This is a genomic window from Kitasatospora sp. NPDC034533, from assembly GCF_055575155.1.
Genome location: NZ_JBVITE010000029.1, coordinates 42,630 through 61,459, shown reverse-complemented (window position 1 = coordinate 61,459; position 18,830 = coordinate 42,630). Strand labels below are relative to the sequence as shown.

The window sequence follows — 18,830 nt, the reverse complement described above, 5'->3', positions numbered from 1 at the left end:
GCCGCACACCTTCCCCACCTCCCCCCGGACCGGTCCGCCGCCGCAGGTCTCATCCGTTCCCCCACCTCACCCCCAACCCGTCCCTCCCCAAGGTGGTGCCGTGTCCCAGCCGCCCCCGAGGCAGCGCCTGCTGGCCCTTGCCGTGTGCTGCTCAGCCCTGTTCCTCGCCAGCCTCGACAACACGGCCGTGAACACCGCGCTGCCGGCCATCCGGCACGACTTCGGCGCCTCCACCGCCGCACTGCAGTGGACCGTCGACGCCTACCTCGTCGTCCTCTCCTCCCTGCTGCTGCTCGCCGGTTCGACCGGGGACCGCATAGGCCGCCGCCGCGTCTTCCGTGCCGGGCTCGCCCTGTTCACCACCGCCTCCCTGCTGTGCTCCCTGGCCCCCACCCTCGGCTGGCTGATCGCCTTCCGCGCCCTCCAGGCCGTGGGCGGCTGCATGCTCACTCCCGTGGCCATGGCCATCATCACCGACGTCTTCACGGACCGCCGCGAACGCGCCCGCGCCATCGGCGTCTGGAGTGCGGTCCAGGGCATCACCATGGCTGTCGGCCCCGTGCTCGGGGGGCTCCTGGTCGACACCACCGGATGGCGCTGGATCTTCCTGATCAACCTGCCCGTCGGCCTCCTCGCGCTGGCCCTGACCGGCCGGGTGCCCGAGTCCCGCGCCCCGCGGCCCCGCCGCCCGGACCCGGTCGGCCAAACGCTGGTCGTCGTCCTGCTCACCGCGACCGTCTACGCGATCATCCAGGGGCCGGTCACCGGCTGGACCTCCGCCCCGGTCCTGGCCTGCGCGCTCACCGCCGTCGTGGCACTGCCCGCACTGATCACCGCCGAGCTCACCCGGCGCGAGCCGCTGATCGAACTGCGTTTCTTCCGCCGGCCCCTGTTCACCGTGTCCGCCCTCAGCGCCGTGTGCGCCTTCGCCGCCCTGAGCGGCTTCCTCTTCCTCACCGCCCTCGACCTCCAGGGCGCCCGCGGCCTGTCCGCCTGGCAGGCCGGCCTCCGCCTGCTGCCCATGGCCGCCATGACCATCGCCTGTCCGCCCCTGGCCGGGCGCCTCACCGCCACCCGCGGCCCCCGCCTGCCCCTGATGCTCTCGGGCACCGCCACCGCCCTCGCCGGACTCCTCGCCCTCCTCGGAGCCCAGCGGCACCCCCCGCTGCTGGCGGCCTGCTACCTCCTCGTCGGCATCGGCTTCGGACTCGTCAACGTCCCCATCACCCACACCGCCGTCTCCGGCATGCCCCTCGCCCAGGCCGGCGTGGCCTCCGCCATCACCACCACCAGCCGCCAGATCGGCAGCGCCCTCGGTGTCGCCGTCACCGGCGCCACCCTCCCCGCCGTCGGCTCCACCGCCGCCGCGTTCGACCACGCGAGCCGCCCAGCCTGGTGGATCATCACCGGCTGCGGCCTCACCATCGCCGCCCTGGCCGCTTCCACGCGCTACCAGGCGCGCCGCAGCGCCCCACCCGGCACGGCACCGACGAGGACCGGCCGGCACCGCCGGCAGACTTCGCGGGCAGGGGCGTGACCCGTACGGTCCCCGTGGGCAGCGCCCCGCCCGCATGGGCCCCGCCCACACCCCGCGCCCCCGCAGGCCTGGATGGGCGGCGCAGGCACCGCGGGCAGGGCAGTCCAGCCGCTTTGGGGCCACGGCGGGGAGGCGAGGAGCGGGGACGGGTGAGAACGGAGGGCTTCGCTGTTCCCTCCGACTGCGCCGTCCCCGCCGCCCCAGGCCTCGGCGCCCCCGATCCCCTTTTCCGATCGCACGGCCTATATGAGCGCAACACCATGAACCCGGATTACGACGGACCTCGACGGACTCCGACTGGGGCACGACCCCACCGACGGTGGAACCGTGATCTCACCATGTTGCCCTGCACGACAGAGCCATCCGGGGATACCGGTGACGCTCTGCTCGAACGAGTGTGCGTTATGGTGACGACTGGCCACGAGACCTTGGGGGGTGCCGATGGCTAACACTGGCCTGGTTCACCAGGTACGGATGATGCGGGCGGGGGCAGGGGATCCGGCCGTGATGCTGGCGCAGTTCCGGCTGAGTGCGGTGTTGGTGCCGCTGTGGGGCGATGAGGCGGTGTGGACGGCGGACGAGGGAGGTCTGCGGTGGATCTTCGTGTTCTCGTCCGAGGAGGAACTGGCGGCGTTCGTCAGGTCGAAGGGGCTCCCGCTGGACGGCTTCCCGTACATGACGGTGCTGGGGAGCCGGCTGCTGGATGTGGCGGTGCCGGGTCTGGGTGTGCCCGGGGGGATCGCGCTGGACGTGGAGGGGAAGCAGCCGATGCTCCTTCCTCCGGTGCGGGGGATCGTGCCGGACGAGGTGGCCCTGGACGGACCGGTGTCGACGGAGGGTGTGGGCGTTGGGTGAGGGATATCAGGCGGATCCCGAGGCGCTGAAGCTGGTGGCGGACGGCCTCAACGGGGTGATCGCCGAACTGAAGTCGATCGGCATAGCCGGGGTCGCGGAGGGCGGGCGCGGTTTCACGGAGCTGGAACTGGGAGGGATGGACGCCGGCGACTCCGGACTGTCGTCGACGTTCGGGGAATTCTGCGAACGGTGGAGCTGGGCGGTCAGATCGCTGGTGCTGAAGGGCTCGGACATGGCGGACAAGATCGGCCTGGCCGCCGGTACCTACCACGAGCAGGAACAGTACGCGAACGGGCTGATGAAGGACGTCGTGGCCGGCGCGATGGGCAATCCCCATCTGACCGAGGAGCAGATCGAGCACGAGTCGTGGTCGCAGGTGTGGGGCGACAACCCGATCAACGACATCATGCACCCGGACTACTCCGGCAAGTCCTTCGACAAGGCCGGTGAGGACATCAAGCAGCAGTGGCAGAAGGCGGCCCAGGACGCGATTCAGAAACCCGGCGTCGTCAACATGACGCTGAACGCGACGGTCGGCCCCGTCCCGCCGGCCCCGGAGAAGTGACGGCATGGGGTTCCTCGGAGACGCTGCGGACTTCATCGACGATGTCATCGACAGCGGGACGAAGTCCATCGCCAAGGGTGTGCAAGAGGGCGGGCACCTGGCCGGGAAGGCGCTCGACAAGGCAGGCCTGCACAGTGCCGGACAGACCGTCAGCAGCTGGGGCGACGACATCGCGGACGAGGCCGGTCTCAAGGTCGCCGAACGCAACCTCGATCAGAGTGACGACCCGAAGGAACTGCTACACGGCGACGCCAAACGACTGAACGAGGTCGCCGGCCACCTGCAGAAGTTCCACGACGCGTTCGACAAGGCCGGCCAGGGCCTGACCCGTCTGGACACCAGTCACTGGACCGGAGAGGCAGCCGAAGCCTTCCGCCGGGACTTCGACCCCCAGCCCAAGCAGTGGCTGACGGCGGCGGATTCCTTCGGGAAGGCCGGCACCGCCCTGGCCACCTACGCCCACACCGTCGGCTGGGCACAGGACCAGGCCAAGGACGCGGTCAGGATCTGGAAGGAGGCGCAGAAGAAGACCGACGCCGCCGTCAAGACCTTCATGGCCGACACGATGACCTACGACATGCGGCTGAAGGAGTACAACGCGACACCGGCCGACCAGCGTGCGGGGGGCCCGCCGGCCGACCCGGGCACGTTCACACCCCCTGCGGAGGCGGTCGCCCAGTTCAAGGAGGCCGAGGACAAGCTCAACGCCGCGCGCACCCAGCGCGACTCCGCCGCCCGCACGGCACTCGCGGCCATCAAGGCGCTCGTGGAGTGCGCCCCCGCGATGCCGAGCCGGACGGAGATCCTCAAGGCCGACCTGATGGACACCGTCACGTCCGTCCCGCAGCTCGGCCTCCACTTCGGCGGCGGCCTCGTGAAGAGCGTCGTCGACCTGAACAAGCTCCTGCGCAGCGTGAACCCGCTCGACCCCTACAACCTCACGCACCCCGCCGAGTACGCCACGGGCCTCTCCGGCCTCGTAGCCGGCCTGGGCACGGCTGCCAACAACCCGGCCGAGGCCGTCAAGGGCCTCGTCGGCAGCGGCTGGGGCTCCGACCCCGCCGAAGCCGCCGGCAAACTCGTCGGCAACCTGCTCCTCGCTCCCGAGACCGGGGGCAGCAGTGTCGCCGCCTCCGTCGCCGAACGCGAAGCCGTCGCCGTAGCCGAAAACGCGGCCAAGAACGCTGCTAAGGAAGCCGCCGAAAACGCTGCCAAGGAAGCGGCCAAGAATGCTGCGAAGGAAGCCGCCGAGAAGGCCGTCAAGGACGCATCGGAGAAGGCCGCCGAGTCGGCTAAACCGACAGTTACAGGACTGACCCACTCAACCAGCTTGCAGGAAGCGGCCGATACGGCAAGCGGTGCCAAAAACTTGCCGTCACAGAAGGTTCCGCACCCAGTGCAGCCAGAACCGAGCCCTTTGCCGAATCCGCCCCCGAATTCCGATTTTGTAACGGGGCCAGTCAAACCCGCAGAAGCGCATCCGTCGGTTAAACCGACCACGGAATCCGATGCTGCTCAGGTCAATGCAAAATCGACAGAAGCGCCGAATTACGGCCATGCCGCGGACCACGCGGATGCCGGAAGTGGCGTCAGCTCTCATGGCAATCAGGATGTCGGTCACGCTCCCTCGCCAGTGGAATCCACTGGCGGCGAGGTCTCCGCGGCCAAGGACATCCATGGCGCAGACGTTCCCGGCGGCGGACCGCACATGTCCTCGGAGGAATTCAGCCGACTGACGCCGGAAGACCAGATGAAGGTTGCCTGGTCTGAGGCCTCGCAGGGGGCAAAGACTTTTAAGGATAACTTTGAAGCCGGGAAATATGGCGCCGATTACTGGAATCAATACGCCACAAGTCTCCCCGAATCGCAGAGAGATGCGCTGTGGTCCTACACGGGGCCTGGGTACAGGGCTATAAATGGCTATCTTCGATCCGGTGGCGAGGTTGCTCAAGACATTTTGGACAAGATTGCAGAAATTGATGCCGCGCTGGCGGGGCGCCCCCTGCCAGAGTCCGTGATGGTAAGTCGAGGGACTGACCTCTATCACATCCCTATGAGTCCATCCCAGATGACGGGGCACGTCTTCACCGAGGATTCCTTTACCTCGGCCTCGCTAGGTGAGACTCCCTTCACCAGCGGCCAGGCCATGCTACATTTGAAGGTGCCTGCAGGCACGGACGGATTGTGGGTCGAGAAGGTCTCGCAATACGGTAGTGACGAGCAGGAAATTCTATTGGGGCGTGGCATGAAATGGCGCTGCGATCGTGTCGTCGTGCCGGACGAAGGGCCATATCAGATCTATGGCGAAGTCCTGCCGTAAGGGGAGAGGTATTTAATGAGTGACGCCATGAAGAACCCGCGGCTTGGCGAGGACCTGCAGTTGCGAGTTCTGGAGGATGGTCGAGTCGACTATCGATACTCGACAGACAAGCCAGTTGAGTATGTCGCTGTCGCAGATGATCACGGTCGCGTACTTGGCTATCTCTGGACATGTGACGCCGATGACGCGGCTGGCTGGGTGGAAAGCCGCGCGGCCGGCCGCGCGGCGGCCCAGGCTGCCGGGTACTGGGTTATGAAGCTGCGAGACGCGAAGTCCCGGGCATTGCCTCCCTCGCAGGCTCTGGCCGATTTGTCCGCCGATGCCGGCATCGAACGGTCGGGGAAGATCGTTCCTGGCTCGCAGGCCAAAGCAGAAAGCGTTGAAGGATTGCGGGAGAAGGCTGGCGAAGGGTGGGCACCACCGACACCGTCGGAGCAGACCCGCGGCCGTGGCCGCTGAGTTTCACAAGGGGGGGTTATTGGCCGAGGTCGCCTAAGCGCCTGTTTGCAAGCTTCCGGGCAGTGTTTCGCCAGGTCAGGAATCGAACAGGGCTGGGTTCACTGGGCTGAGGTCGGGTTGCTCAGGCGGTCACACCTAGCCGCTGCCGGGGTAGTTCGGCATGGCGCACCGCGTTGGAGGCCAGGGCGATGGCCACGCCCAGGCTGGCGAAGATGCCGCAGCTGACGAACACGGGGGCGGCGCCCCAGAGTCCGATGGCGGCACCGACCAGCGGGTAGCTGAGGGGGGCGATACCGACCATGGTGAGCATGACGACGGAGGTGACCCGGCCGAGGTAGGCCGGGTTCGCTGCGGTTTGTATGAGGGCGTTGTCCAGGCTGCCGAAGACGCCCGCACACAGTCCGATGACCGCGGCCAGCACCGTGGCGAGCCAAAGGGTGGGCACCAGTGCGATCGTGGCCGCGCCCGCGCAGCCCACGAGCAGTGTCCCGGACATCATCAGGCCGGCACGCGGCAGCCAGCCTGCGATAGCGAGCAGCGCGGCGCTGGCCGCTGCTCCCGCACTGAAGCTGCTGACGATCCAGCCGTAGCCGGAGGGGCCCCAGCCGCGTTCGGCGTTGAGGAGCACCATGCCGACGTTGAGGGTGCCGATGAGCCCGAGTTCGCAGATGGCGCCGACGGCGACGAGCGGGCCGATGAGGCGGTGACGGCGGATGTAGCGCAGGCCGTCGAGCAGGTCCTGCCGCGCGGTGCCGGGCTCCGGCCGCTCGGCGTCGCTTGCCCCCAGGGAGCCGATCCGTATCGTCAGCAAGAGCGGCAGGGACAGTGCGAAGAGCAGTCCGGCGACGGTGAAGGCGGCCGTGGGTCCGCCGAGTCCTATGGCCAGGCCGCCGACCGGCGGGCCCGCGATCTGGCCGAGGCGGGTCGACAGCGAGCGCATGCCGGTGACCCGGGCCAGCTGGTCGGGGGTGGTGATCCGGGGAGGGAGGGCGCCGACAGCGGGTACGAACAGCGCGTCCACGGCACCGAAGACGAGCGCCACCGTGACCAGGATCCACAGGGCCGGCGCCGTCAGAGCGATGCCGGCGGCCACTGCCAGAATGAGGATGCAGCGCAGCGCGTCACTGCCGAGGATCACCCGGCGGGGGTCGAAGCGGTCGGCCACCACACCTCCGCCGAGCATGAGTAACGCTCGCGGTAGTGCCCCGGCGGCCATGACGAGGCCGACTTCGGTGGGACCGGCGGCCTTCTGGGCGGACCAACCCAGGGCGACGAAGTACACGCTGTCGCCGATGATGGAGACGGTGTAGGCGGTGAGCCAGCGCAGCACGTTGGCGTCGCGGTGGGCCGGTGTGGTGGCGTGTTCGGGCAGGACCGTCTGCGGAGTGGCCATGGTGGGCTCCAGTGGGTGGGAATTCGGCTGAGTCAGGGCCGGAAGGGAAAGCCGTAGACGTGCACGGACACGTGCTCGCGGTCCTCGGTGTCGCCGGCCGCCTTGGCGGCCTTGCCGCGCTCACGCCAGCGTCGGGCCAGCGCCTGAAGCTCGTCGCTCATCTCGCTGAGTTCGGACGGGGTGAGGTCGAGCAGCCACTCGGAGGTGAAGGACGCGTCGGTCCACGCCTTTCCCCAGGCGGACTTCTGGTCGAGATACGTGCGGTACTGGGTGACGCGGGTGTCGAAGATCCCTCGGGTCACCGCGCCGACGGCGGCGGCGCCCTCGGGCGTGTCCGCGAAGTCCGAGTCGCGGAAGCCCCAGCCCTCCTCGGATGCGACCTTCCACCATCGCTCGCGGCCGTCGGTGCTCTGGTCGCTCGCCTGGGTCACGAAGCCGTGCTCGGCCAGCTTGCGCAAGTGGTAGCTGACCAGCGAGGGCGTTTCGTCGACGTGCTCGGCGAGCTGAGAGGCGGTCGCGGTGCCCGCAGCGTACAGCAGCCGGTACAGCTGCATCCGCAGCGGGTTCATGAACGCCCTCAGGTGTGACAGGTCGGTGATCTGTCCAGGCCAGTGTTTCGGTCGCATGCGCCCACCGTAGATATGAAGCGAAAACTTCGCAATATTTGCTTCAGAGTTGGATGGTCCAGCAGCCAGGCGCTGTGCGCAGGAGGCTGAAAAGCTAAGCTCAGCTCAACTCATCTCGACTGCCGCTGACGAGGTCAGCGCCGATTGCCTCCAGGGGCAAAGAAGCTGGTGACCTCGGCGATCGCCTCCGCCGAGGGGCGGAAGTAGCGCCGTACGTTCTCGGGCTTCTTGTGCCGCGACTTGGCCATCAACATCGGCAGACTGGCTCGGGCCTTGCTCGGACACGTCCGGCCGTCGATGCCCCGTCAGCACGGTTCACACAATCCCCAATCCGCTGACTGGCCGGTAGCGGACGTGGGAAGGCGGGTCCGGGACGGCGGTTCGGACCGGTCTCGATGGAGGTCCCCCGGTGACCTCCGGTTCAGTCGCTCCCTCTGGGCTTCGCGGGATTCCGGCTGTCCCGAGCGGCGGGCGGACCGGCGGGTGATGTGCGCCTGGTCATCATGGTGATCGCGGGGGCGGCTGACGGTCTGCGCTCGGAAGCGCGGGGCATGGCCTACTCGCCCTGGAGCAGGCGAGCCAGCTCGCTGTCCGCGTCGACTTCGCCGGTGTCGACAGCCGTCTCGATCCAGTCCAGCGTCGCCCGCACCCGGGCAACGTTCTTGTGGACGATCGCGCGCTCGTCGTCGCCGAGCTGCCGGTCCCGCAGCCCTGGGACCACCCGGCCGGCCGCGGCAGCGAACGCGTGGCAGGCGGTGACCAGGTCCAGGGAACTCCGCCGTCGGATCGAGCCTGCGGATCGTCGGCGCGACTGGGCTGTTCTCCTCGAAGTGCTCGCGGGCCTGCCGGCCGCGCTCGACCTGGGCGTGGTTGACCTGGTGGCGTGCGGCGTCGTCGGCGGCCGCCCGGGCAACGATCGCCGGGCGCCGCAGGAAGTCCGGGGCGACCGCAGCCGCGACCTCGTCGCGGGTCAGCTCCTCCACCACCCGGACCTTGTCCTCAGGCTTGACCTGCGCGACCACCGCAGGACGCCGCAGAAGGTCACCAGTCACCGTCGCCGCGACACGCTCGTCCTGGACGAGCGTGTGGACCGCGCTGACCTTCTCCTGCGGGGTGACCGGCTCCTGGGCCTGCCTGCCGACCCGCCGATTCGCCTCGTCCGGGGTCCACCGCCCCTTGCCCGGCGGCGTGAGGATCACGGCGACCCGCTCCTCGTCATCGGGTATGGTCGCCAGGACCCGGATGGACGGTGTGGGACACCTCGGCCACCCGCCGCTCCTTCGGCCACTTCGACGACGTCCAGCGTGCTTTCCTCACCGATGAGTTGGTCACTCCTCATGGGCCGTCGTGCTGGACGGCATCTCGGCCTGGGTCACTCGCTCCGATTTTCCACCCTCCCTGTACACCGACGCGTACGCATCGCGCTACGGGGACTGAACGGACCGGCCAGCCCGTGTTGCCGGGCCCGCTGCGGCGGCTGGTGAACAACTGAGCATGCCGATGGCGGGCCGTCTCAGGATGCATCCGTCGCCGCTGCGCCCCGGTGCGTCGTCGTCCCGGCTGGTCGTCGTCCGGCCGGCCGTGGGCCCCCGGCCGCCCGTAGGGGAGTTCCTCGTGTCGGTGTGTCACGGGCGAGCAGGCCCGTCGGCGGGTAGCGGCCCCGGGTGGGCGGGGCCGCCGGCAGGGGAGGCTCCGGCGGCTTCCGCAACCTGGGACCGGTGGACCGGTGGACCGATGCCAGTCACGAGTACGCCGCGCCTCAAGCCGCAGTGGCCTCCAGGAGTGGGAGCGCGTGCGCGACCACACGGCCGAGACCGGTACCGAGGGCTACGATCTCGACCACGACGACCGACCTCCAGCGCGCGCTGCGCGCCGAGCACCACCGCCGCGACATCGCCGACCGCGTTGCCGAAGTCGCCTACCGGGCCCGCAGCAGCGCCGACCTCACCCGCCGGGACCTGGCCGGGCCCGTCGCGCAACCCCTCCTACGTTGCCCTCGACCGCGTCGGCCTCCACGACCTGGCCGACGATGGCCACCAGGCCGTCCACGCCCTCGGCCCCGCCACGCCGCGCCGGGCTATGAGCTGGCTGAAGCACACCCGCACCGGCGCCTTCGCGCTGGGCGGCACCGAGTCCGCCCGGCTTGCCGGGCCGGTTGTGGGTTGTCGGTTCTGACGGGCCGGCGGCCACCTCCACGGGGCCTCGGCGCTGACTTCCTCCGGACACCGGCCGCGTCCGCCGCCCTGCGTGGCGCTCCGCCGCCCGTGGCTGGGTGCCAATGGGTGTCGGCCTCGCGCCAGGCCGTGCGCCACTCCGGGCGGCTCTCGTGGGCGGGACGCCGCCGGCCGGCGTCGTGGCTCACTGCGGCGGGCCGGGGTTGCGCTGGCCGTACTCGCCCGGTGCGCCGGTTGAGGACGGTCTCTGGTCGGTGCCGGCGACCTGCCAGGAGCCGGGGTCGGGCCGCCGGCCGTCGGGTTCCTGGCCGGGGGCGGCGCGGGGCACCGGCTCGGGCGGCCTGGCTCGGGCGGCGCGCCGGCGGCCGCCCCAGACGAACGCCCCGATCAGGGCCGCGCCGATCAGCACGGCGGGCACGATCAGCACGAGCAACGGGGGGCCGCTGGACGTCTGTGCCAGCAGGGACGGTGTGTCGAGCACCAGGTCCTCCTCAGCAGCTGGGGAAGCCGCGCATGGCACGGCGTGGTCGTCCGGCGTCTGCCCACAACGGCCGTCTGCATGCGGCCCACCTGCTCCGACATGGCCGCGGCGTGGCCGCCAGGCCGCCCGTACCGCGAACGCCGCGCCGGACGCGCCGGGGCTCGATCGGCGGGAAGGCCGGCTCGAAGCCGGAGCGGCGGGCGCCGCCCCCCCATGCGCGGCCGCTTGGTGCGGTGCCGCCGCCCGGTACGATCTCCCGCCTGCGGGCCTGCGGGCCTGCCCGACGGCGTCGGCCGCCCGTCCCAGCACCGTGCGGTGCGCCTCCCACATCTGCCGTCCGGCGACCTGGCACGGCGCACCCACCCGGCGTACCCACCCGACCCGCTCGCCCCTCCGTCTCGCCCGCCTCGGCGAGCGGCCCGTTCACCACGTGCCGCTGCTCCCGGTCCTCGTCTCCGAGGTCCACCTCGTCCGGCGGGGAGGGCCGGACCGGAGGGCCGACTCGGAAGGCCGACCCGGAGGGCCGACCCGGAGGGCCGACCCGGAAGGCCGGACCAGGCCAAGCACCGGACCGCCGCCGACGTCCGCTGAGCACCAGCCGCAACGCCGTGGCACCCCGGCGCAGCCGGAACCGCCACCGGCTGAGGCCCGCCCCGGGGCGCTGGGGCCCTACCCGGCCGCGGCCCGCGCCAGGGCCCGCCCGGTGAGCGAGTCCGTCCGCCCGGCCAGCTCGGCCGGCGGACCGGTGAACAGCAACCGCCCGCCGTCCGTGCCGGCACCCGGACCGATGTCGATCACATGATCGGCCTGGGCGACGACGCGCAGGTTGTGCTCCACGACGACCAGGGTCGCGCCCGCGTCCACGAGGTCGGCGAAGAGCACGTCCAGCCGCTCCACGTCGCTGGGGTGCAGACCGGTCGTCGGCTCGTCGAGGACGATCCGCTCCTCGGCGAAACCGGCGGACGCGCTCAGGTGCCTGGCGAGCAGGAGGCGCTGCTTCTCACCGCCGGAAAGGGTGTCCAGCGACTGCCCGACGGCCGTGTAACCGAGCCCGACGCGATCCAGCCACCGCAACGGCCCCGCGATCCGGGGCTGGTCGGCGAAGAGCTCGGCCACCGCCCCCGCCGGCATCCGCAGCACGTCCGCGATCGTACGGCCGTCCAGCTCCGCCTTCAGGGCCGTGGGATTGAAGCGCTCGCCCCCGCACGCGTCGCAGGGCGTGGCCACGTCGTCCAGGAAGGCGAGCTCGGTGGTGATGTGGCCCTTGCCGCGGCAGGCGGGGCAGGCGCCCTTGGAGTTGAAGCTGAACCAGGCCGGTTCCAGCCCGGACGCGGCACCGAACGCCTCGCGCACCGCGTCGGCGACACCGAGGACGCTCAGCGACATCGATCGCACGCCACCGCGCAGCGGATCCTGCCCGACCACCGTGAACTCGCGGTGCTGGCGCGGGAGTTCGTTGGTGGCCAGAGAGCTCTTGCCGGAGCCCGCGACACCCGTGACGGCGGTCAGCACGCCGAGCGGGATGTCGACGTCGAAGCCGGTGAGGTTGTGGGCCCGGGCGCGCACGACCCGCACATGGCCGCGCGGCTCCCGCACCGTGCGCCGCAGCTCCAGCGGCGTGGACAGCAGCCGCCCCGTGACGGTGGCACTGCGGGCCAGCTCCCCGGGCGTCCCCTGGAACTGCACCATGCCGCCGTCCGCCCCCGCACCCGGCCCCATGTCGACCACGTGGTCGGCGACCCGGATCACCTGGGGATGGTGCTCCACCACGAGGACGGTGTTGCCCGCGTCGCGCAGCCTCAGCAGGAGCTCGTTGAGGCGCTGCACGTCGGCCGGGTGCAGGCCGGTCGACGGCTCGTCGAAGACGTACGTGATGTCGGTGAGGGCACTGCCGAGGTGCCGGACGATCTTCACCCGCTGCGCCTCGCCGCCCGAGAGGGTCGAGGACTCCCGGTCGAGCGACAGGTAGCCGAGCCCCACCGAGAGCAGCGCGTCCAGCGTGCGGCGGATGCCCTCCAGCGCCGGCGCCACGCGCGGGTCGTCCACCGTCTCCAGGAGCTCACGCAGCCGGGCCACCGACATCGCCGACCAGTCCACGATCGACCGTCCGTCGACGAGACTGGCACGGGCGGCGGCGTTCAGCCGTCCGCCGCCGCACGCGGGGCAGACCCGGTGGGTGGTGAGGCGCTCCAGCTCCTCCTGCACCAGCGGGGACATCTTGGTGGGGCGGTTCTTCACGTACACGTCGCGCATCCGGGTGATGACACCGTCGAAGCGGGCGGTCTTGGGGAAACGCGGATCGGGATTCGGCAGTTTGAGCTGGTCCGCGTAGAGGAAGAGCCGCATCTCCTCGTCCGAGTAGTCCTTCAGCGGCTTCTTCCGGTCGAACAGCCCGCAGTAGGCGAAGCGCTTCCAGCGGTAGACACCCGGCCGGAACTGGCTGAAGCGCACCGGCCCCTCGTCGATGTTGCGCTCCGGGTCGATCAGCTCCTCGACGTCGATGTCGACGACCGTGCCGAGGCCCTCGCAGTCCGGGCACATGCCCGCCGGGTCGTTGAAGGAGTACGCGGGCGAGAAACCGGCGCAGGGCTCACCGATCCGGGAGAACACGAGCCTGAGCAGCGGGGCGAGATCGCAGGCCGTGGCGACCGTCGACCGGGCGTTGCCGGTGAAGCGGCGCTGGTCGATGATCGCGGTGAACGTGAGGCCGTCCATCGACTGCACCTCGGGCGCCGGCATGTGCGGGAGCCGGTTGCGCACGAAGGCCGCGTACGTGTCGTTCACCAGGCGCTGCGCCTCGGCGGCGACGGTGTCGAGCACCAGTGACGACTTGCCGGACCCGGACACGCCCGTCACGACCGTCAGTGCCTTCTTCGGCAGGTCGAGGCTGACGTTGCGGAGGTTGTTGACAGTCGCTCCCACGACCCGGATGACGGCTTCGTCGGCCGAATGCTGAGCGCCCATGCCGACCATCATAAGTTCGGCCGCTGACCTCTTTCGGCGAGGTGTCCGCCCCGGCGGCGACCGGGGCCGCCACGTGCCCGGCACCGGTCGACCGCAGGCCACGGCACCCGTCGGCGACCGGAGTGGAGCTCCGGGAAGGCCGAGGGCATCGTCAACCGGATCGTTCTGTGGAATCCGAGCGGTCAAGTGCCGCCGAGGACCCTGCCGATTCGCATATGTGTTGGCCGGTTGGGGCGCAGGCCGGAAGACTCAGGTGCTGTGAACATGGGGATCTCTGGTTTCAAGCCGTCCTTCCAGGTCGGGATCGAGGCGGTTCGGCAGGCTCACGGATCACGTCTGGCGACGCTCGTCGGCAGGCGGCTGACGGGATTCGCCGTGGTGCGCTTCGTCGAGGACGGAGACTGGTTCGCCGACTGCCCGGTGGTGATGGACTTCGACGGCCTCCAGGTGGAGGTTTGCCACTCGAAGCTCGACGAACTCTCGATCGGATGGAACACGATCGACACCGCGGCGGCCATCACCGGATGGGAGTGGTCCGAGCTCACGCCCCGGTGGTCCCACAGCGACGAACGCCTGGAGCCGTTCGTCGGCCAGGAACTGCGCGAAGTCGCGCTGCTTGAGTGGCGGCCGGCAGACCATGACCTGGCGGCCGGAACGGCGGCGGTGGAGTTCGCCTTCACCGATGGCCGTCTGCGGATCGTCAACGGCCTCGACGAGAACCGCGTCGAGACCGGTGCGGCCCAGCCGGACTACGTTCGGCACCGGCTGGGCCGTTGAGCGCCACTGCTCGGTCGGCTGCTGGTTGATCTCAACGACGGGCGGCGGCAGGGCGGCCTGCGCCGGGACGCCGATCTGCCGGGGGTCGGCCCGGCCGGCGCCCGGGGACGGCGGGCGTGGGTACGGCGGAGATCCGCTTCAGCAGCTGGTCGAGGGTGGACTGTCTGTCGCCGAAGTGAAGCTGCCACACTGAGCGGCCGCCACCGGGTCACGCGGAACGCAAGAGCGGAGCAGCATCCGGCGCTCCTTCTCACGGGACGTCCCGCCTCCCGGCCCGCAGCACCGCCCGCTCGCTTCCCGGTCCGGATCAGGCCTCAGGAGCCCAGCAAACCTCTTGCGGTGCGCAGGAGTTCGGCGTCGCCGTCGGGATCGGCGAGGCCTGCGAGGCCGGAGCGGAAGAGGGAGGCCCCCTCCATCAGCATGATGAACACCCGGGCGCGGGCCTGCCGTTCCCCGTCCGTGAGCGCCGGGTGCCGTTCGGCGAGGTAGCAGGCGACCAGTTCCCGATAGCGGTCGTAGAAGGACCGGACGGCCGAGGCCACCGAGGGGTCCCGGGCGGCCAGGGTCCAGAGCTCGGCGAACAGACGGACCAGCCGGGCGTCCAGCTGTTCGGCGAGGATGGCGTGCAGCACGTCGTCCGCCTCGCCCGAAGGGTCGAGCAGCGGCGTCAGCCGTTCGACGGAGCGGCTGAGGACCCGCTCCAGGAGGGCGGCCACCAGGTCGGCGTGGGCCGGGAAGTAGTGCTGGAGGTGCCCGAGCCGGACGCCCGCGGCGGCAGCCACCGCCCGCATGGAGAGCTCGGACCCGCCTGGGGCGACCAGCAACTCCTCGGCGGCGTCCAGCAGTTGCTCCCGCCGCTGGGCGCCCTTGCCGCTCAGGCCCCGGACGCCGCTCATGCGGCCGTCTCCTCGCCGCGTCGCGTGTCGGCCACCGTCACCGTGACGTTCAGGGCGGTGAGGTCGGCCGGTACCCGTTCGGGGTGCGGCGTCTGCTCCGGGAAGACGATCCCGGCGGGCGGTGGCGGGGCGCCGTCCGCACCGAGCGCGCGGCGCAGGGCGAGCAGGGCGCCGACGGCGGTGAGGTGGGCCTGGCCGGCCCGGTCCTCGACCGTGGCGGTGAGGACGCGTTCGCCGGACGCGGCGTCGACGCGCAGCCGGGCGGTGCCGCCCTCGCCGGGGGAGTGGAGCAGGGCCCGGCGGGCGGGCTCCCAGCGCTCGCCGCGGGCCCACCGGAAGAAGCCGGCCCGCCGGGCCGCGAGCAGGGCGGTGGTGGAGGAGCGGGAGCTGAAGCCGATCCGGGTGGTGGCGGTGGTGGCGCCCAGGGTGAGGGGGAGGGTGAACTGCTCGGGGGTGTCGATGCCGGCCACCAGGGTCGGCGCGTCCCCGATCCGGACGGTGCGCGGGCGGCTGAGCGGGGTGACGGAGCGCAGGCGGCCGTCCTGCACCACCTCGTAGTCGAGCCCGAGGCGGTCCATGAACTCCACCGAGTCGGCTCCGGCCCGGTCCGCGAGGTCCCAGCGGATGGCGGTCTCGATCCGCTCCGCCCCGCCCAGCCGGTCCGCCAGGGCGGCGGCCACCAGGCTGGTCACCCCGCCCATCCAGGCGGAGGAGAGCAGCACCGGCGCGGTCGGGCGCAGCAGTGCGGCGCGCGTGGCCGCGCGCTGGAGCCGGGCGGTCCAGCGGGTGACGTCCACGTACGGGATGCCCGCGCGCACGGCGGCGCGCAGCACCCGGTCGTCCGGGTCGTTGACCACGCTGACCACCGCGCGCGCGGCGGCGGTGAACGGTGCCGGGGCGGCGAGGTCCCAGCGGCGGGCCGCGGTGCCGTCCAGCCCTGCGGCGAAGGCGGCGCCGCGCTGCTCGGAGCGGCCGGTCAGCAGCAGCGGCCAGGTGGGGGCGGCGAGCCTGGCGAGTTCGCCGCCGACGGTGCCGTAGCCGCCGACCAGCAGGACGGGACCGTCGGGGTCGTGGGTGAGGAGGTCGTGCGGGACGCTGTCGTCGCCGTGCCGGTGGCCGGCCTGGGTCGCGGTGCTCACGGGAGACAAATATAGGTCATGCGACCTAGAACTCTCGTCATGACCGACGCGACCGCGAGCCGCAGCGCCGTCACAAGCCCGCCCCGGCCGACGCGTGCCGCCCGGTTGCGTCCGCGCGCTCTTGACGGTACGTCAGCCCGAGCGGAACGGTGGAGACACAAGGATCCGCAACCGGCTTGCCACAAGGAGCGGTCATGGCGCTACGGTTCAAGGGCATCGACCCGGACACACCCAACGGCGGGTCTCCGACCGTGTGGTTGGAGGACGAGAAGGCGGAGATCGTCATTCAGGGCTGGCTGCCCGACATGGAGACGTACCGCGTGATCAGCGAGACCGAGTGGGTGGAGGGCCACGCCCTCGGCGTCCCGGACCACGAGGGCGTCGTGCGGATCCCGGTCCGGATGATCCCGTTCCTGCGAAAGGCGTGCGATGAAGCCGAGCGTACCGGACTTTGGAACCCTGCTGAGGAGCGCTGAACGCTCCGCGTGCCACCTGGAGATGCGCGACTCCTACATGGACGACCCCGTGTTCGCCGACTGGCGCGCCGGCCTTCCGGTCGAGCGGCCCGAGGCGTACGACCTGCCCGCGGAGTACACGGCCTGGGCCGCCCTGGTGCGGGAGACCGTCGGCCGCGGGGTGGTGATGCGTCGCGCCCGGATCGTCTCCGAGCCCGTCACCGCCTACATCCGCTGGGAGCACGCGATCACCGAGCGGCACAACATCGCGCTCGGGGAGCAGGTCCGCTGGCTGCCCCGGTCGAAGGCGTCCGACCTCGCGCTGCCGGGCAACGACCTGTGGCTGGTGGACGAGCGCCTGGTCCTCTTCCACTGGTTCACCGGCGACGGCGAGTGGGCCGGCCACGAGACCACCGAGGATCCGGCCGTGGTGAAGATGGTGGCCACCGCGTTCGAGGCGGTCTGGGACCGGGCAGTCCCACACGTGCAGTACACCGTCTGAACACCCCGTCCACCACCACCCACCGGGCAGCCAGCACCATGTCGTCGTCCCCGTCGTCCAGCGTCATCGAGGCGCGCAAGGCGCTTGCCAACCGCCTGGCCGGCCTGCGCAAGGACGCAGGCCTGACCGGCGACGAGCTGTCCGCCCGCTGCGGGTGGCACCCGGCGAAGACCTCCCGCATCCAGAGCGGCAAGTCCGCTCCCTCCGGGGACGACCTGCGCGCCTGGTGCACCGCCTGCGGCGCCGCCGACCAGGCCCTCGACCTGATCGCCGCCGCCCGCGCGGTGGACTTCATGTACACCGAGTGGCGCCGCATGGAGCGCGGCGGGCTGCGCGCCGCCCAGGAGTCGGTTGCCGCCCTCTACCAGCGCACCGGCCACTTCCGCGTCTACGCCAGCCGCGTCATGCCGGGCATGGTGCAGACCCCCGAGTACACCACCGCCGTCCTGCGCTCGATCCAGCGCGCCCGCGTCGAAGTCGACGACGTCGCCGACGCCGTGGAGGCCCGGTTGGAACGCCAGCGGATGCTCTTCTCCGGCCGGCACCGCTTCGGCCTGCTCATCGAGGAGTGGGTGCTGCGCGCCGCGGTGTGCGACGTGGAGACGATGGCGGCCCAGCTCGGCCACCTGCTCGCCGTCTCCTCCAGCCCGTTCGTCAGCGTCGGCGTCATCCCGACCCGGCCCGACCGCCCGCACCTGCCGGTCGAGGACTTCTACATGTTCGACGAGACCGAGGTGGCCGTCGAGCTGACCTCCGGCTACCTGCGGATCACCCAGCCACGGGAGATCGCCGACTACGTGCGCACCTTCACCGACCTGGCGTCCATGGCCGTCCACGGAGCCGGGGCGCGTCAGCTGATCACCGCGGCGATAGCCACCCTCGGGTGACTTCGCGCAAGATGGCGCAACCTCGTTGAGGGGCCGGCCGCGCACTCCCTACCGTCGAACCGTCGCCCGCCGTGACGGACCGCACACCCGGTCTCCGGCGGACGAGCTGGGACCGCTGCGCCCGCCTGCCCTCGTCGGGCGGATGCGGTCGTCACCGCCGACGAGAGAGTGGAGAACCGCCGTGGGCCGCGCACCGCATACCCCGCCCACCGGCCATGGCCGCGCCCGGGAAGCGCCGGCGGGCGCGAGGTTCCCGGTGACCACGCCCGTCGAAACCCCGACGCGGCCCCCGGCTGCCGACTCCGCCAGGGTGCTGCTGCCCTACGAGCCGCGGTCCGCTTCGGCGGCCCGGCGCCTGGTGCGCGCCGCACTGCGCACGTGGGGGTTGGACGACCTGGTCGAGGCCGGCGAACTCGTCGTCAGCGAGCCGGCCGGCAATGCGGGGAAGACCGGCTGCCGGCTGACGATGACGGTCACCGTCGAGCGGATCACGGACCGGTGCGTGCGGATCAGCGTCCGCGACGGCTCCCGCGCCCTGCCCTGCCTGATCGACGCGGGCCCAGCGGCCGAGTCCGGCCGCGGCATGGCCTTGGTCCACCACCTCACCGGCGGGCACTGGGGCGCGACGTCGGAGCCGCTGGGCAAGACCGTCCACGCGGATCTGCGAACCCGTTCCCCCGGCCCGGCGTAGCCGACGCCGGCCCTCTACTCCTCCCGGGCCCCGGGAGGGCACATCACAACGACGACGAGGAGGTCGGCATGGACATCGACGGTGGACACGGCGGCTCAGGCCCGGGCGG

General features: G+C 71.2%; 17 protein-coding genes and 2 pseudogenes. 10 read left to right on the top strand and 9 right to left on the bottom strand.

Going from position 1 to position 18,830, the window contains the following annotated elements; genetic code table 11:
* Positions 1–100 precede the first annotated feature (100 nt).
* From ACZ55U_RS20915 to ACZ55U_RS20895, 5 genes are all read left to right on the top strand, one after another.
* Complete coding sequence (locus tag ACZ55U_RS20915; protein ID WP_465527645.1) at positions 101–1,537, top strand: MFS transporter; 1,437 nt, start codon at positions 101–103, stop codon at positions 1,535–1,537.
* Between the two features lie 507 nt (positions 1,538–2,044).
* Positions 2,045–2,392, top strand: a complete 348-nt coding sequence (locus ACZ55U_RS20910) for an SseB family protein (protein ID WP_465527692.1) — start codon at positions 2,045–2,047, stop codon at positions 2,390–2,392.
* A complete protein-coding gene (locus ACZ55U_RS20905; protein ID WP_465527644.1) occupies positions 2,385–2,957 on the top strand; it encodes a hypothetical protein in 573 nt (190 codons plus the stop codon). Before ACZ55U_RS20910 ends, ACZ55U_RS20905 begins: the two co-directional genes overlap by 8 nt.
* A gap of 4 nt (positions 2,958–2,961) precedes the next feature.
* The gene (locus ACZ55U_RS20900) at positions 2,962–5,277 is read left to right on the top strand and encodes a putative T7SS-secreted protein (protein ID WP_465527643.1); all 2,316 of its coding nucleotides are present in this window, start codon (positions 2,962–2,964) and stop codon (positions 5,275–5,277) included.
* A 15-nt stretch (positions 5,278–5,292) separates the two neighbouring features.
* Positions 5,293–5,736 carry a hypothetical protein gene (locus ACZ55U_RS20895; RefSeq protein WP_465527642.1) on the top strand — a complete coding sequence of 148 codons (444 nt, stop codon included), beginning with the start codon at positions 5,293–5,295 and terminating at the stop codon, positions 5,734–5,736.
* A 121-nt stretch (positions 5,737–5,857) separates the two neighbouring features.
* Here the strand turns inward: ACZ55U_RS20895 and ACZ55U_RS20890 are convergent, their stop codons facing one another.
* From ACZ55U_RS20890 to ACZ55U_RS20860, 7 genes and pseudogenes are all read right to left on the bottom strand, one after another.
* Complete coding sequence (locus tag ACZ55U_RS20890; RefSeq protein WP_465527641.1) at positions 5,858–7,129, bottom strand: MFS transporter; 1,272 nt, start codon at positions 7,127–7,129, stop codon at positions 5,858–5,860.
* A gap of 32 nt (positions 7,130–7,161) precedes the next feature.
* The gene (locus tag ACZ55U_RS20885) at positions 7,162–7,755 is read right to left on the bottom strand and encodes a winged helix-turn-helix domain-containing protein (RefSeq protein ID WP_465527640.1); all 594 of its coding nucleotides are present in this window, start codon (positions 7,753–7,755) and stop codon (positions 7,162–7,164) included.
* 134 nt (positions 7,756–7,889) lie between these two features.
* A pseudogene (locus ACZ55U_RS20880) lies at positions 7,890–8,021 on the bottom strand (site-specific integrase); the annotation flags it as partial.
* Between the two features lie 290 nt (positions 8,022–8,311).
* Positions 8,312–8,476, bottom strand: coding sequence for a DUF6192 family protein (locus tag ACZ55U_RS20875; protein WP_465527639.1), 165 nt, complete (start codon positions 8,474–8,476; stop codon positions 8,312–8,314).
* Between the two features lie 115 nt (positions 8,477–8,591).
* Positions 8,592–8,954 (bottom strand): annotated as a pseudogene (locus ACZ55U_RS20870) (DUF6192 family protein); the annotation flags it as partial.
* A gap of 1,159 nt (positions 8,955–10,113) precedes the next feature.
* The gene (locus ACZ55U_RS20865; protein WP_465527638.1) at positions 10,114–10,410 is read right to left on the bottom strand and encodes a hypothetical protein; all 297 of its coding nucleotides are present in this window, start codon (positions 10,408–10,410) and stop codon (positions 10,114–10,116) included.
* 669 nt (positions 10,411–11,079) lie between these two features.
* Positions 11,080–13,374, bottom strand: coding sequence for an excinuclease ABC subunit UvrA (locus ACZ55U_RS20860; RefSeq protein WP_465527637.1), 2,295 nt, complete (start codon positions 13,372–13,374; stop codon positions 11,080–11,082).
* 264 nt (positions 13,375–13,638) lie between these two features.
* On the opposite strand from ACZ55U_RS20860, the gene ACZ55U_RS20855 reads away from it, so the two are divergent.
* Entirely contained in the window at positions 13,639–14,151 is a 513-nt protein-coding gene (locus tag ACZ55U_RS20855; protein ID WP_465527690.1) for a hypothetical protein, read from the top strand.
* Between the two features lie 314 nt (positions 14,152–14,465).
* Here ACZ55U_RS20855 and ACZ55U_RS20850 read toward each other — a convergent pair whose 3' ends face one another.
* Together ACZ55U_RS20850 and ACZ55U_RS20845 are read right to left on the bottom strand one after the other, a co-directional pair.
* A complete protein-coding gene (locus ACZ55U_RS20850; RefSeq protein ID WP_465527636.1) occupies positions 14,466–15,047 on the bottom strand; it encodes a TetR/AcrR family transcriptional regulator in 582 nt (193 codons plus the stop codon).
* Positions 15,044–16,099, bottom strand: a complete 1,056-nt coding sequence (locus tag ACZ55U_RS20845; protein ID WP_465527688.1) for a saccharopine dehydrogenase family protein — start codon at positions 16,097–16,099, stop codon at positions 15,044–15,046. Before ACZ55U_RS20845 ends, ACZ55U_RS20850 begins: the two co-directional genes overlap by 4 nt.
* A 281-nt stretch (positions 16,100–16,380) precedes the next feature.
* On the opposite strand from ACZ55U_RS20845, the gene ACZ55U_RS20840 reads away from it, so the two are divergent.
* The 4 genes from ACZ55U_RS20840 (at position 16,381) to ACZ55U_RS20825 (ending at position 18,721) form a co-directional block, all read left to right on the top strand.
* Entirely contained in the window at positions 16,381–16,662 is a 282-nt protein-coding gene (locus ACZ55U_RS20840) for a hypothetical protein (RefSeq protein ID WP_465527635.1), read from the top strand.
* On the top strand, positions 16,616–17,143 hold the full coding sequence (locus ACZ55U_RS20835; RefSeq protein WP_465527634.1) for a DUF6879 family protein: 528 nt from the start codon (positions 16,616–16,618) through the stop codon (positions 17,141–17,143). Before ACZ55U_RS20840 ends, ACZ55U_RS20835 begins: the two co-directional genes overlap by 47 nt.
* A 38-nt stretch (positions 17,144–17,181) precedes the next feature.
* A complete protein-coding gene (locus tag ACZ55U_RS20830; protein WP_465527633.1) occupies positions 17,182–18,030 on the top strand; it encodes a helix-turn-helix domain-containing protein in 849 nt (282 codons plus the stop codon).
* A gap of 256 nt (positions 18,031–18,286) precedes the next feature.
* A complete protein-coding gene (locus ACZ55U_RS20825) occupies positions 18,287–18,721 on the top strand; it encodes an ATP-binding protein (RefSeq protein WP_465527632.1) in 435 nt (144 codons plus the stop codon).
* The last annotated feature ends 109 nt before the right edge of the window (positions 18,722–18,830 follow it).

What these genes read in the sequence shown, in the direction of transcription:
- ACZ55U_RS20910 (WP_465527692.1), top strand. Translation starts at nt 2,045, where the DNA reads ATGCTGGCGCAGTTCCGGCTGAGTGCGGTGTTGGTGCCGCTGTGGGGC.
- ACZ55U_RS20900 (WP_465527643.1), top strand. Translation starts at nt 2,962, where the DNA reads ATGGGGTTCCTCGGAGACGCTGCGGACTTCATCGACGATGTCATCGAC.
- ACZ55U_RS20895 (WP_465527642.1), top strand. Translation starts at nt 5,293, where the DNA reads ATGAGTGACGCCATGAAGAACCCGCGGCTTGGCGAGGACCTGCAGTTG.
- ACZ55U_RS20890 (WP_465527641.1), bottom strand. Translation starts at nt 7,129, where the DNA reads ATGGCCACTCCGCAGACGGTCCTGCCCGAACACGCCACCACACCGGCC.
- ACZ55U_RS20885 (WP_465527640.1), bottom strand. Translation starts at nt 7,755, where the DNA reads ATGCGACCGAAACACTGGCCTGGACAGATCACCGACCTGTCACACCTG.
- ACZ55U_RS20860 (WP_465527637.1), bottom strand. Translation starts at nt 13,374, where the DNA reads ATGGGCGCTCAGCATTCGGCCGACGAAGCCGTCATCCGGGTCGTGGGA.
- ACZ55U_RS20855 (WP_465527690.1), top strand. Translation starts at nt 13,639, where the DNA reads ATGGGGATCTCTGGTTTCAAGCCGTCCTTCCAGGTCGGGATCGAGGCG.
- ACZ55U_RS20850 (WP_465527636.1), bottom strand. Translation starts at nt 15,047, where the DNA reads ATGAGCGGCGTCCGGGGCCTGAGCGGCAAGGGCGCCCAGCGGCGGGAG.
- ACZ55U_RS20840 (WP_465527635.1), top strand. Translation starts at nt 16,381, where the DNA reads ATGGCGCTACGGTTCAAGGGCATCGACCCGGACACACCCAACGGCGGG.
- ACZ55U_RS20835 (WP_465527634.1), top strand. Translation starts at nt 16,616, where the DNA reads ATGAAGCCGAGCGTACCGGACTTTGGAACCCTGCTGAGGAGCGCTGAA.
- ACZ55U_RS20830 (WP_465527633.1), top strand. Translation starts at nt 17,182, where the DNA reads ATGTCGTCGTCCCCGTCGTCCAGCGTCATCGAGGCGCGCAAGGCGCTT.